11 protein-coding genes are annotated in these 13,030 nt (G+C 61.1%); 5 read left to right on the top strand and 6 right to left on the bottom strand.

Annotation, left to right across the window (positions count from 1 at the left end):
- The first annotated feature begins 125 nt into the window (after positions 1-125).
- A complete protein-coding gene (locus GC162_09980) occupies positions 126-1,382 on the top strand; it encodes a hypothetical protein (GenBank protein ID MBI1368968.1) in 1,257 nt (418 codons plus the stop codon).
- A 941-nt stretch (positions 1,383-2,323) separates the two neighbouring features.
- Here the strand turns inward: GC162_09980 and GC162_09975 are convergent.
- Together GC162_09975 and mqnE are read right to left on the bottom strand one after the other, a co-directional pair.
- Positions 2,324-3,247, bottom strand: a complete 924-nt coding sequence (locus tag GC162_09975) for a DDE-type integrase/transposase/recombinase (GenBank protein ID MBI1368967.1) — start codon at positions 3,245-3,247, stop codon at positions 2,324-2,326.
- Positions 3,248-3,487: 240 nt separating this feature from the next.
- Complete coding sequence (gene mqnE / locus GC162_09970; GenBank protein ID MBI1368966.1) at positions 3,488-4,639, bottom strand: aminofutalosine synthase MqnE; 1,152 nt, start codon at positions 4,637-4,639, stop codon at positions 3,488-3,490.
- Positions 4,640-4,817: 178 nt separating this feature from the next.
- Here mqnE and GC162_09965 point away from each other — a divergent pair, with 178 nt between their 5' ends.
- Positions 4,818-7,091 (top strand): hypothetical protein, encoded by a 2,274-nt coding sequence (locus GC162_09965; protein MBI1368965.1) that lies wholly within the window; start codon positions 4,818-4,820, stop codon positions 7,089-7,091.
- Between the two features lie 125 nt (positions 7,092-7,216).
- A complete protein-coding gene (gene rnhA / locus GC162_09960) occupies positions 7,217-7,669 on the top strand; it encodes a ribonuclease HI (protein MBI1368964.1) in 453 nt (150 codons plus the stop codon).
- A 182-nt stretch (positions 7,670-7,851) separates the two neighbouring features.
- Here rnhA and GC162_09955 read toward each other — a convergent pair whose 3' ends face one another.
- Positions 7,852-8,052 carry a hypothetical protein gene (locus GC162_09955; GenBank protein MBI1368963.1) on the bottom strand — a complete coding sequence of 67 codons (201 nt, stop codon included), beginning with the start codon at positions 8,050-8,052 and terminating at the stop codon, positions 7,852-7,854.
- A gap of 131 nt (positions 8,053-8,183) precedes the next feature.
- Between GC162_09955 and GC162_09950 the strand changes: the two genes are divergently transcribed.
- A complete protein-coding gene (locus GC162_09950; protein ID MBI1368962.1) occupies positions 8,184-8,525 on the top strand; it encodes a hypothetical protein in 342 nt (113 codons plus the stop codon).
- Here the strand turns inward: GC162_09950 and GC162_09945 are convergent.
- On the bottom strand, positions 8,470-8,976 hold the full coding sequence (locus tag GC162_09945; GenBank protein MBI1368961.1) for a hypothetical protein: 507 nt from the start codon (positions 8,974-8,976) through the stop codon (positions 8,470-8,472). The two genes, GC162_09950 and GC162_09945, sit on opposite strands and share 56 nt — an antisense overlap.
- Between GC162_09945 and GC162_09940 the strand changes: the two genes are divergently transcribed.
- Positions 8,921-10,033 (top strand): 4-hydroxybenzoate octaprenyltransferase, encoded by a 1,113-nt coding sequence (locus GC162_09940; GenBank protein MBI1368960.1) that lies wholly within the window; start codon positions 8,921-8,923, stop codon positions 10,031-10,033. The genes GC162_09945 and GC162_09940 overlap by 56 nt on opposite strands.
- A 297-nt stretch (positions 10,034-10,330) precedes the next feature.
- Here GC162_09940 and GC162_09935 read toward each other — a convergent pair whose 3' ends face one another.
- Together GC162_09935 and GC162_09930 are read right to left on the bottom strand one after the other, a co-directional pair.
- Positions 10,331-12,046, bottom strand: a complete 1,716-nt coding sequence (locus GC162_09935) for a hypothetical protein (GenBank protein ID MBI1368959.1) — start codon at positions 12,044-12,046, stop codon at positions 10,331-10,333.
- Between the two features lie 58 nt (positions 12,047-12,104).
- Positions 12,105-12,899, bottom strand: a complete 795-nt coding sequence (locus tag GC162_09930; protein ID MBI1368958.1) for a prepilin-type N-terminal cleavage/methylation domain-containing protein — start codon at positions 12,897-12,899, stop codon at positions 12,105-12,107.
- Between the last annotated feature and the right edge of the window lie 131 nt (positions 12,900-13,030).

Here is a 13,030-nt window from a genome sequence, read left to right as displayed (position 1 = left end):
GGGGGAATAAAAGGTTGGGGTATTTGCAAATGTTGTGTTCGGCCAATCAAAGGTGTCAGGAACCAATAGCGAGGTAGGGTGGGTCAAGCGTAGCGGACCCGCCACGCGAGGCGTGGAATGATTCGATGCCCGAATATCGTCGTTGGCGACAAGTCGGAACTTACTTTTTCACCGTCAAATCCGATCGCGACGCCAACGGCTCCTATGAAACCACCGAACACATCGACGCCTTCGCCGTCGACGGCAGCGGCTATGTGGATGTCTCGCCCACCCATGACGCGGCGGGCAACCTCACCTATGATGGAGCGCACGTCTACACCTACGACGCATGGAACCGCCTCGTGAAAGCGACCAAAGCTTATCGCGACCCGACGAATGGCGACGCCGTCACCCCCGGAAGCGTCGTCGCCGAATACGAGTACGACGGCCGCCACCGACGCATCGTGCGCAAAATCGAAAACTCCGCCGATTTGGACTGCACCTACGACGACTACCACACCGGCCACCGCATCGTCGAAACGCGCAACGGCTCGGACATGGTCATCAAACAGCAGGTCTGGGGCGCCCGCTACATCGATGAACTCGTGCAGATCGCCGTCAACGACGATCCGACGGACGAGGGCGAACAGGACTGCGAGACGAAGTACTACGCCCTGACCAACGCGAATTTTAATGTCCAAGCGCTCGTGAACGACGCCGGCGAAGTCGTCGAACGCTACGAATACGAACCCTACGGCCAAAGACAGGTCTACATCTCCCCCGGCACCGCCGACCCGCAGTGCTACGCGCCGACGTACATGTCACGACGCGTCGTCACCTCCGACGATGTCACGCAACCCTACGCCCTCAACGAGTTCGGCCATCAGGGGCTGATGCATGATGAATCACTCGGACTCATCTACAACCGAGCTCGTGAATTGCATCCCAGATTCGGACGGTTCATGCAGCGAGATTCGATTGGTTATATCGATGGAATGGACATCTATCAATGCTTACACTCAAACACGATTACTAGGTTCGATCCATGGGGCCTAGAGGACAGAGCTGGAACAAGTTCTTCTGGACAAGTGACAACGACAGATGTGGACATCTACCTAGTCGATATTGACAAAGATCTCGTCGAAATTATGAGGCCTGGTGATCCGCCGACGGATCCCAAAAAGAATGATTGGGATTTTATTGTTGAAAAAGGAGGATACATAACAAAAATTCAAGGTGGAACAGTCGAATATAAAGGAAAAGGTAAGTTTGTCGATACCGGGTGGTGGAAATACGCAGGGAAGGGTGCCAGAGAAGCCACAAAACAGGAAAAAGATTGGTTAATTGATTGGTTGAAAAAGTTAGCCGAAAAATTGAAACAGAAACTCAAACCTGATTGCTAGGCGGTCCCGTTGAGCCTCATTCATGTGTCTTTGTCATTCCGATTCTTCCTTATTGGAGAATACCGTTATGATACAAGCAATATATGACAAAACGAAATGGCGATACCAGTCGATAGCTTTCAACATGATCAACGCAATACATCTGTTGTCCACGCTATTGCCGATGTTATTTATGCTATCGTTTTATATTTACGTTTTTTTAACCAGAATGCGTATTGGTCATTGGCCGTCATTCTATAATCAGGACCCTGCCGTCTTTCGAACATATTTCGATTTAATTTTCTGGTTGCATTTATTGACAATATTTAGCCCGGTCATGTGGCTTGGTTCTATGATATTGATGCGTTACTGGACACATAAATTTAGTTTGATCCCTCGTGTTGTCATATTTGTGATGAGTTGGTTGTGTTTTATCTTTATGCAATTGTTCGATCCGGGCGGGTTCTTGTCTTGGTGGATAGATTAACCGTAACGGTTGTAGCGGCGCAGAAGCTTGGACCCTGTAGCGGCGCAGAAGCTTGTGCCTCTGTTTCCGGCCTGATTTTGAGGGGTTGACCGTGACGTCTATTGCACATTTTCTCAGCGCGGCGCACCACGACAACCGCGAATGCAATCGCGGCGGCGGAAGCACGCTGGATTTCGCTCCTCATCACGCACCCCGACGACGCTCTACAGTGATGCCGACCACGGGCAATCGCGAATCATCTGCGAACGAGGAATCGAATGCGGCGGGAACCCACAATGAGGCAAAAGCCCCGATGACAAGCCGAAGCCCCATCGTCACCCATGCTGTTGTAGCGGCGCAGAAGCTTGGACCCTGACTTTTGGCCTGATTTCGAGGGGCTGATCACGACATCTATTGCAAATTTCCTCAGCGCGGCGCACCACGACAACCGCGAATGCAATCGCGGCGGCAGAAGCACGCTGGATTTCGATCCTCATCACGCAGCCCGGCGACGCTCAACCTTGATGCGAACCACGGGCAATCGTGGATCACCTGCGAACGAAACACGCCGCACTGTCATCCCAGGTGAACACCCGTCGCGCGCCCGATATGCGGTCGGTGCGGCCATTGCTCGATCGTGCCACATTTCATCCGGGGTTCGCCCATCAAGCGCTGCGTGGGGACGCTGCGCGTTGTACCATCCTTGGAAGTGATCCAAGCGTCTCTGGACACCGGTCACTGTCATCGGCAGCAACACGCCGCGAAGCCAAAGGCGGAGCGTCCGAATGAGTCGCTCGGCTTTGCCGTTGAAACTCGGACATCGCACTTTGCCTCGCACATGCCGAATATTCGCAGCTTTCATCGCGGCGCGGAACATTCGACGGAACTGGCAACCGTGATCGGTGATGAGAAAGTCGGGGCGCCCGTATTCGCCGACGGCGTTTTCGATCACGGCGATCATCTTGTCGCTTGTAGGCGGGGCTGCGAACGCGGTCAGATGCAGCAGTTTCCGTGAGCAGCCGTCGAGTAGGACGACGATGGTGAAGTGCAGCCAGAGGAATCGATATTCGGCAAGGTCAAGATGCCAGACGCGATTGACCGTTGCCGGGGCCAACAGATGATCCGGCTCGACCCCGGTGGGCGGCGTGATCGACGGACGCCGCAAGCGGGGGCTCCGAGGATGAACGGGCGGCTTTTCCCGGCAAACGCGTTGCACCGTGCGCCGGCTGATCCGGATGCCGGCGCGGATCAGATGGCGAGCGATGGTGCGTGTCCCGAATTCGGCTTCGGGAAACAGACGCCGCAGGGCGTGTACGGTCCGCTCGTTGATCGGCGACCGCGCCGGGTGCGCACCGGGACGCCAAAACGGCGCACCGGCACGTCCGAACCGCGCACCGGCGCGTCCGGTGATGACCGCCATCGGCGTTTTTCATAGCGCCAGCGCGCACCGCTGAGGCAACCCAGCCCCGCCGATGCGCACGGCGCGGAATGCCTGCCGCGCCGGTGCGCGCGTTTACTGAACTTGCGCGCGGGGGGCGCGGATTCTGATTCAAAAACCGATGCCCCCCGCAATGGGTGAAATGCGTATCGCATGTCCGCGCCGATGCGCGCGACATGCTGCGCCGGCTTTGCGAAGGGAAAACTTCCGGGGGCGAGGAGCTCAGGCGTGGGCGAGTTGGGGTTTTGCGGCGAGGCGCCAGGTCGGGCCGTCGCGTTCGATGCGGCGGTACAAGGTGTCGCGCTCGACGGGGGTGAACCCGGCTTCGCGGATGGCGTTGCGGAGTTTGGGGACGGTCATTTCCTGATGGGTGGACCCGTCGCGCTTGACCTTGGTGATGTCGTACCAGACGACGGTTCCGTCGACGTCGTCGACGCCGAACTGGAGGGCGAGCTGGGCGAGCTCGAGGGTCTGCATGATCCAAAAGGCCTTGACGTGGTCGAAATTGTCGAGCATGAGGCGGCAGATGGCGAGCATTTTCAGGTCATCGAGGCCGGTCGGGCCGGGCAGGTGTTTGAGCTCGCTCTCGCCGGGGATGAACGGGAGGGGGATGACGGTCTGGAAGCGTGCGGGGTCGCCGCGCTCGATGGAGCGGTCCTGCGATTCGCGGAGGACCATCAGGTGGTGCAGGCGATCGTCGATCGATTCGATGTGGCCGTACAGGATGGTGGCGTTGGACATAAGCCCGAGTCGATGGGCCGCTTCGTGCACCGCCATCCACTGCTCGGAGCGAATCTTGCCCTTGAAGACCTCATCATGCACGCGATCGTCGAAGACTTCCGCCCCGCCTCCCGGAAGCGAACCGAGGCCGGCGTCTTTCAGGTCGCGCAGGACGCCTTCGATGTCCCGGCCGCGTTTGGAGATGCGGGCGAGGTGGACGATTTCGACGGCGGTGAACGCCTTGATGTGCAGTTGCGGATACACGTCATGCACCGCACGCATCATGTCGGTGTAGTAGCCAAAGGGGAGCCAGGGGTGAAGCCCGCCGACGATGTGGATCTCCGTCGCCCCGGCTTCCTTCGCCGCAGCGGCTTTTTGGCGGACGTCGTCGAGCGTGAACTCGTACGCGCCCGCCTCGCCCTTCTTGCGGTAAAAGTCGCAGAATTTGCACGACAGGGCGCAGACGTTGGAGTAATTGAAGTGGCGATTCACGTTGTAATACGCCACGTCGCCGTGCATGCGGCGGCGGACCTTGTCGGCGAGGCGGCCGATGGTCCAGACGTCCTGCGAGTCGAAGAGGGCGCGTCCGTCGGCGGCGGAAAGGCGCTGGCGGGCGTCGATCTTGCGTGCGATGTCGGCGAGATTCGGGTCCATGTGTGCCCCATGATAGCCGCTTCGGGCTCGCCCGGCGATGCCGGTATAAACGCTACGACCGTCACAACCGGACCAATCGCCCAATTTTTTCCACATCGGACTGGCCTCACGCTCATTGCATATGTCCCTCCGCCCGATATCCCACGATGGACCCCCGGAGAGATGAGGAGCCGAACCCATGCAGGGCCATCCCGAGAACGCCACCCGAACGCCGCCGACGAGCCCCGTCACGCCGGCCGCCGCGCGCGGCTGGAACGATTTGCAGAACCACCTGCTTCAGACGCAGAAGGCCGTCGACGCCTGCAATCAGCAGCTCGCCGACCTCGTCGCGGAGCAGGAAGCGTTACAGCAGAAGATGATCAGCGAGACGCGCGCCGCCCTCGCCGCCGAGATGGCCGAGCAGCGTCAGACGATCGAGGTCGAGCGTGACGCGCTCGCCGCGGAGCAGGATCAACTGCGTGAGCGTCAGGCGGCCCTCAAAGCGGCGCAGTCCCAATTCGATCAGCAACAGCAGGCGCTGGCGGCGGATCGTGAAGCAGTGGCGGCTCAGTACGCCGCACTCGAATCGGATCAGTCGACGCTTGCGGATCGCCTCACCGAATTCGAGCAGCAGCTTGCTCGTTTCGCCGACGATCAGTTGGCCATCACCACGCTTGAAGCCGAAATCAACGAAAAAGCCCAGCAGCTTGCGGAGCAGCATGAGGCATTACAGGCCCGCAATGCTCAGCTCGACAAACAGACGGCGGCGCTCGAAACGCATCAGGCGAAATTGCAGGATGCGGATCACGCCCTGACCGAGCGCCGCCTGTCGATCGACGCGGCGGAAGCCACGCTGGCGGAGCGGCAGTCGACCTTCGAAGCCGAGGCCGAGGCGTTCGCTGCCGAACGCGAGCAGTTCGCACAGCAGATCGCCGCGCTCGACGCCGCCCGTGCCGAGTTGGATGCGGCCCGCACCGGCCTCGACGCTCGGCGCGTCCAGCTTGACGCCGATCAGCAGGCCATCACCGCCCTGGAAAGCGAACTGAACGAGGCGCATCGCGCACTCGATGAGCGCACCAGGCAGCTTGACGCCGCCGAGCAGGCGGTCACCGCGCGAGCCGAGGCCGTCGACCAGCGCGAACAGCAGTTGGCGTCGGAACGCGAGCAGCTCAGCGTGGTGGGCGCGACACTCGACGAACAGCAGGCGAAGCTTGATGCGCGGGCGGCGGATCTGGACAATCGTGAGCGGTCCCTTGCGGAAAGCCGCAAGAAGCTCGAAGCCGACGAGAAGGCGCTGAGCGCCCTCGATGCGGACCTCCAGCAGCAGCGTCAGCAGCTTTCCAAGCTTCGCAAGACGCTCGAAGAGCAGCACACCGCCCTGGAAAAACGCGGCAAGCAGGTCGAAGCCGGCGAGGCGGATCTCAAGAAGCGGCTCGAAGCCGTCAAGGATTCACACGCCAAGTTCGAAGCGACCTGCAGCGAACTTGAAGCCCGTTCCGCCGAACTCGATGAACAGAAGCAGCTCATCAACGATCGGGCCGCTCAGCTTGTCGACAAAGTCACGGCGTTCAAAGCCCAGCAGGCGCATGTCGAAATTCGCAAGTCGCGACTGACCCGCTATCGCTCGCTCGTCGCCGATCACAAGGCGGTGCTCGAGAAGCGGGCGCAGCAGCTTGAGCAACTCAAAGGCGCGGTCAAGCAGGTGCTTGCGGAGCGCGAGTCGCTCAAGCAGGTGCAGACGCTGCTCAGTGAAGCCGAGCAGCGCATGATTCACCGCTGGGGCATGCATCAGGCGTTCGGCTGGGTCATCCGAGCGCTGATCGTGACGGTGATTCTCGCCGTGACGAGCTACGTCGCGGCCGACAAGTTCGCCACGCGCACGTGGACCGCCTCCGCCACGCTCCGCCAGGTCGGCAACAATCTGACCAACAGCCCCGACTGGCTCGAAGCGCAGAAACAGATTCTCACCAGCAGCGAGATGCTCAACGCCGCCTCCGTCTTCGTGCGCGAGGCCGGTTACGCCGGTCCGGCGAACACGGAGTACCTGCAAGCGCTGTTGCGGAAGAACATGAGCGTATCGGCCCCGGAAGCGGGCGTCGTCGCCATCGAACTGCGCTCGGCGAATCAGGATGAATTGAGCCCGATTTTGAGCTCGATCGTGCGCGCCTACATCAAGCAGGCGCCGCATGACGCATCGAACAGCGCGACCGCCCTGCGCGTCGGGCAGCAGGCGACCGTCGCCAATCGTCCGCTCACGGACGATCGCCTGCTCATCAGCGGCGAAATCATGGGCGGGCTGTCGCTGCTGACGATTTTGTTCCTTTTCGCCGCCCGGTCATACTTCGCCCGAGCCGGCAAGCCGCTGGCGACACTCGAAAACGTCGGCAATTTCAATGATGATGATGTGTGGGCCAGGTACAATCGCGAATCGACCGCCGACCTGAACTTCAAGAATCGCGACGACTCGATGTGAGCATCCGCGAGGACAGTCTCGAAAGATGAAGCACGGCCGCCCGCGGCCGTGCTTTTTTTATGCGGGACCCGCTGCGCGACCGAATCGGATTGCGATATCATGCTCGACCAGACGAAAGGTATCGCATGGTCGAAGCGACGGATGTGATGTTGTATACGGACGGCGCGTGTCTTGGGAATCCCGGGCCCGGCGGGTGGGCGTATATTCACAAGTTCCCGGCGAGCGGGCGCGAGGTCGAAGTGAGCGGCGGCGAAGCGGCGACGACGAACAATCGGATGGAGTTGACCGCCGTCATCGAAGGATTGGCGTCGCTGGATGCGCGGTGTCATGTCACGCTCGTGGGCGACAGCGAATATGTGCTCAAGGGCATCAGCGAATGGTTGCCCGGCTGGAAGAAGCGCGGATGGCGCAAGGCGGACAAGAAACCGGTGCTCAATGCGGATCTGTGGCAGCGGGTCGACGAACTATTACAGACGCATCAGGTCAAAGTGCAATGGACGCGCGGCCACGCCGGTCATCCGGAAAATGAACGCTGCGACGAACTGGCGTCCGCCGAGGCGCTTCGTCACAAGCGATAAAGCGTTTCATGCCATCCGCTCAAGCCACTTTCGGCTGAGCAATCGCTGGTTCGCCACACATCCGATCCGATAGGGACAACGCTCGTTCGACACCGCGACTATTGCCCGGTGAAGGAACCAAGCGTTGCCCCTGGAAGGGATCGGTTTGTTTGAACAGCGAGCCCCAGGACCGCTGACACCTGTCAGCCGCGACGCCCGGATGCACTTCGGGGCGGCGAGGTAAGACGTGTGTGATCGCTCTTGTCCCGACGAGGCGGCGCAGCCGATTGGCGCACGTTGCGACGACCGGCGGCCGAGTGCGCCGCGTCGGTCGGCGGCATCCGACGGCGCAATACCGCCGCCATCATCCGAAGAACCGCCAGCTCATCGTCGTAGTCGTTCATCAATGGACTTCCCGGCCTCTCGAGCGTAAGCAAAAGAAGTTTAGCGGACAAGACACATAAGTCAATTAAAGTCTACAATGGTATCTGATCATCACACAGAGGGCGACGTTCGGGGCGAGTAAATTGACGCCATGACCGAACGCGAGATCATCAAGATAGCGGTGTCACCGAAGGCCAAGGCGGCGATCGAGTCGATGTGCCAGCGGTATGGGATGAGTCAGGTTGAGCTTGCGAGCCGGCTGTACCTTTGGCTCAGCGAGCAGGACGAATTGATTCAGACGGCGGTACTGGGGATTCTGCCCGAGTCGGTCGCGCCGGATATCGCGGCGATGGTGCTCCGGAAGCTGGCCGGCGAGTCAGGCACGCCAGCGGGCCGGTCCGCCAAGGCGGCGCGGACAAGCCGGCGTTCGGTGCATGTCACGACGCGGCTGCCGGACGAAACGCCCAAGCGTCAGGATCGTAAAGACGAATGACCCACTTGGCGTCAGGCTCCGCCTCGACCGGCTGCAACCGCGCAACCGCCGCCGCTCCTGGAGTTCCGTCACACCGATCCTTGCCCCCCGCCGCCGCATCGGTCGATGCGCGATCTCGTGCCGGTGCGGCAAGCGCCGATGCCAGCGCCGCCCCGCTCTCGCCCCGGCCGCGCAGCACCGTCATCACCTGATCCACAAACTGCGTCATCGCCACCCCGACCAGATCCGCCACCGCCTCCTCATCCGCCGGGTCGATCCCGAAGTGATACCACCACGCGTGCATCAATTCGTGAAAGAACACGGACAGACGCTGCTTCTCCGTCGGCACGTCGGAGATGAGTATCAACTGAGCGAGATTGTCGCACAAACCGTAACAGTGCTGACCCTCGTGCTCGATGTGCCCGTGCACGAGGCGAACGCAATACCGGAAGGGCCCGACGTCGATCTGCATGACAACACTCCCGAAGCGCGGCCATCTTCCCGGAGGGCGGCGCGTCACACGGACGACCCGGCGTCCACATCGCTTCTTATATCGGCCCGGACAAATTGCGAACACTCCCCGCCGTGCCATTAGTGTGGCACACCCGTCTGACTTTTTTTCGCCGCCGCTCCGCATACGATACGGACCCATGCCATCTACGCCCGTATACGCCGTTCTCGCCCTGGCCCGCGACATCAAGGTGTCCCACTCCGTCTTCGCATTGCCCTTCGCCTTGCTGGCGACGTTCCTCGCCGCCGGCGGGATGCCCGGCGGGACCGACCTCGCGCTGATCGTCGTGTGCATGTTCTTCGCACGCACCTTCGCCATGCTCGCCAATCGCTACCTCGATCGCGCCATCGATCGCCACAATCCGCGCACCGCCGGCCGGGCCCTGCCCGCCGGTCGACTCAGGCCCGCGCAGGTCATGGCCGCAATGGCCTTCTGCGCCATCGCGCTGATCGCCGCGGCGGCGATGTTCGGCGTGATCGATCAAAACTGGTGGCCACTGATCTTCGCCCCGCTGGTCCTCGCCTGGCTCGGGGCCTACGGCCTGATGAAGCGCTACACCCTCCTGTGCCATTTCTTCCTCGGCGCCGCTCTGGCGTTAAGCCCACTCGCCGCCGCCCTGGCGATTCGACCCGCCTACCTCACCGAACCGACCCTCTGGTATCTCGCCGGCTTCGTCCTGCTCTGGGTCGGCGGATTCGACATCATCTACGCCATGCAGGACATCGACCACGACACACGCGACGGCCTGCACTCCATCCCCGCCAAACTCGGCCCGACCGCCGCACTCGCACTCGCCAAACTCGCCCACCTCCTCGCCGTCGTCCTGCTCATCCTCATGCAGCGCTCCTCCCTCCCGCTTGGACGGCTGTTTTTCATCGGCATCGTCATCGTCGCCCTCGCGCTCATCTTCGAACACCTAGCGGCCTCGCGCGGCCGCTTCACCATGGCGTTCTTCACGCTCAACGGCTTCATCTCCCTGACCCTCGGCGCCCTGGGCGTCATCGATGTCTTCATGTGAGTCGCACCGGCGCGGCAAACACCCGGTTTTTCGACCACCCCGTGCGCTCGCATTCCCGCATCAGCATCGCCGCTTTTTCGCATCTTCAAAGCAAACTGCGCGCACGGCGCAGTCCGGTGCGCACAGTCGCACCGGGGTCGGGCGCGCCGGTGCGCGATCGAATAAGGACTTACATCAACCGCGCGCGCACGCACGCGTCCGATTGGTCATCACCATGCGCGAAATGTCACGCGCTGGTGCGCGAAGTGGGTTAAATGACCCATTCAGATCGTAGGGCAGGAAGCGGGAGTTGGAGGGCTAAGGCTTGCCGAGCGATGAGTTGTTTTCGATTTTCACATCCGTGCATGCCGCTGTCGTCACCGAAACATTGCCGGCAAAGCGATTGTCGACCACGGTCAGACCTTTGACGCTCTTGGCGGAAACCCCGCCGCCGTCGAAAACATTGTCCGCGATGCGGATGTTTACGTGGACCGGCAGCGCCGGATCACTGTTGTCGTTGTGCGGATTGATCCAGACGACCGGATTGCCGCACTGAATAAAACGATTGTTGCGAATGGTCAGATCGCGAATCGGCCCGGACTCAAACCATCCCTCGGCGTCGTCCTCGACAAGGATCGCACTCATGTGCGTGCGGGTGAACGTGCATCCCTCGACCAGCGCCTTGCCTCGCGTGGTGATCAGAAAGCCGCGACAGGAATCCATCGCGACGGTGCAGTTGCGGATCGTGATATTCGGATACCACGTCACATTGTCCATCACGTCATCTTTGCCGAAGTCGGCGACAGGCTCGGCGAGCGTCAGCAGCCAGTCCTGATCCGTCTTGCGTTCGATGGCGGCGACCGTATTCGACGCGTAGCTGCGCAACGTGCCGTGATTCACGAAATCCACTTTGTCGCCGGGCTCGAATGCCGCAATGCCGTACGTCTGCGGCTGCATGAAGCGCAGGAGCACCTGATTCGGTCCGGTCTTCTCAATGATCCGCATATGTGTTCCGTGGACGTTGATCGCGTCATCCTGCATGCCGGAGAAGTTGCACGAGTCGATGAGGATGTCGCCTCGACAGCCGGAGAAGTGAAAACAATCCGCCCACGCCGGACACGTGCGGATGGTCCCGGGACGCGGCACGACGTTGACGCGCTCATACGTGATGTTCTGCGTGAACTGGCTGACGATTCCCATCCCTGGGAGGCTATAGAAATTGCAGTCGCGAAAAACAATATCCTTGCAGCGCGTGTTCACGGCACTGGTGTTGTCGCGTTTGACGTGACGGAACTGCCATTGCTGGCCCGGCTTTCCACATCGGCCCTTGATCGCCAGGCGGATTTTGCCGCCGCCCAGGTCGGTGGCCACGGCATGGGTAAACGGATTCCATCGACCCATGCGAGAACACGCGCCCGTGGCCGGGTCAGCGATCTGCGCCATGACCCATCCGCTTCCCAAGTCACCGGTCCACGAGAATCCGCCGTCCTTGATCTGGTAGGTCGAGCCTTCGGCGACCTGCACAACGGTCTGGTCGTCCACGGCGCTCACAACGCGACACTCCGACACCGTCGGCCGCACAAAATCAAACGTCAGTCCGGTGTACGTGATGTCCTGCGAATGTTCGTTGATGAACATCGTCATGCGGTCGCCGTACACGATCTCGGCGGATTTGTCGCCGGTGAGTTGCACGTGCCGGCAATCCTTGATGAGGATCCCGATCGGGCGCGGTTCCAGCGGCGCATCGGCGGAGTTCGACACGAAGTAGCACCGCCGGATCGCATGATCCGCACGAAACACATGGCGGCCCGGCGAAAATTCGACAACGACAGGATGCTCCCGCGTGCCGACCGCGTGAAGCACGAGGGATTCGTGATACACCCCCGGTTTAAGAATGACCCGATCACCCGGCGCGAGCTGAATCGCATTGATCTTGCCCATGTCCTCGCCTTTGGCGGGATCGACCGTGTAGACCGCGCCGCCGGCGGAGGCGGTCATAGCGAGAACGATCAACAACACAAATCGTCGCAACATGGAAGCCTTTCGGATGAGCCGCCCCACACATGGCCAACGGCAAGGTAGCGGCGGACGATTACGGGTTCAACCAGGGGATCGTCGGTGCCGGCTGGCCGGTCTGGCACGTGGCGTACCAGCGGTAGTTGACCCACAGATCGGGCAGTTTAGAGTTTTCGGTGTGGCCGTCGGCCAAAGCGAGGTTGACCGTGTCGTCGATGTGGCGTCGAATGGCGTAGCGCGGAATGCCCCAACTGTAGATCTGCGTTGCGGTCGGGCACCACTCCTGGGGATCGGGATTATCGTGGGGCCAGTAGATGTTGCCGGGGAAGGCGCCATCCCACGCGCCGTCGCCGATCAGCGGAACGCGAGCGTCGGCCTGCGACACCCTGGAGATGTAGTTGTTCACAGGGATGTAGGGGCTCGGGTTGCCCAGCGAGGACCAGGCGCCGCGGACGTTGCACATGCCGTTCCACGTGTAGCTGCCGATCTCGTAATCACGCACACCGTCGCCGTTGGTGTCGATGCGAGCCTCGACATAGGCGTACTCAGCGCCGCCGATTTCGGTGCCGCCCAGCGGAGGCATTTTGTACGGCGAGGCGGCCGAGGGACATAATTTGATCTGCTCGTTCTGCCAGTATGCTCTGAGATTCTGATAGGGCGTGATGTAGGTGGTGTACAGCGGAAACGCGCCGGAGTTGTCGGTGGCGTAGTCAAAAACAATCAGCCCCCACTGGTGCAGGTTCGCCTGGCAGGTCGTCGATTGGGCCAGCTTCTGCGCCCGACTCAGCGAAGGCAGCAGAATCGCGATCAGCAGCGTAATGATCGTGACGACCACTAAAAGTTCGATGAGCGTGAAGGCGTGACGTCGCATGAGGCGCTCCTGTCCGAGCCGGGCTGCGCCGGCCCGGAATCCGGCGTGAGGGCACGCCGGCTCTGACAAACGTGGCAAGGCGTCCGATCAGCTTGCGCTCATCGAACGCATGGTCCCGACCGGCCGCCGGT

It is taken from the genome of Planctomycetota bacterium (genome assembly GCA_016125255.1).
GTDB lineage: Bacteria > Planctomycetota > Phycisphaerae > Phycisphaerales > Zrk34 > RI-421.
This window is presented reverse-complemented; position numbering and strand designations above follow the sequence as displayed.

Coding starts and splice junctions, on each gene's coding strand:
- GC162_09980 (MBI1368968.1), top strand. CDS start 126: ATGCCCGAATATCGTCGTTGGCGACAAGTCGGAACTTACTTTTTCACC.
- GC162_09975 (MBI1368967.1), bottom strand. CDS start 3,247: ATGGCGGTCATCACCGGACGCGCCGGTGCGCGGTTCGGACGTGCCGGT.
- mqnE (MBI1368966.1), bottom strand. CDS start 4,639: ATGGACCCGAATCTCGCCGACATCGCACGCAAGATCGACGCCCGCCAG.
- GC162_09965 (MBI1368965.1), top strand. CDS start 4,818: ATGCAGGGCCATCCCGAGAACGCCACCCGAACGCCGCCGACGAGCCCC.
- rnhA (MBI1368964.1), top strand. CDS start 7,217: ATGGTCGAAGCGACGGATGTGATGTTGTATACGGACGGCGCGTGTCTT.
- GC162_09955 (MBI1368963.1), bottom strand. CDS start 8,052: ATGAACGACTACGACGATGAGCTGGCGGTTCTTCGGATGATGGCGGCG.
- GC162_09950 (MBI1368962.1), top strand. CDS start 8,184: ATGACCGAACGCGAGATCATCAAGATAGCGGTGTCACCGAAGGCCAAG.
- GC162_09940 (MBI1368960.1), top strand. CDS start 8,921: ATGTGCCCGTGCACGAGGCGAACGCAATACCGGAAGGGCCCGACGTCG.
- GC162_09945 (MBI1368961.1), bottom strand. CDS start 8,976: ATGCAGATCGACGTCGGGCCCTTCCGGTATTGCGTTCGCCTCGTGCAC.
- GC162_09935 (MBI1368959.1), bottom strand. CDS start 12,046: ATGTTGCGACGATTTGTGTTGTTGATCGTTCTCGCTATGACCGCCTCC.
- GC162_09930 (MBI1368958.1), bottom strand. CDS start 12,899: ATGCGACGTCACGCCTTCACGCTCATCGAACTTTTAGTGGTCGTCACG.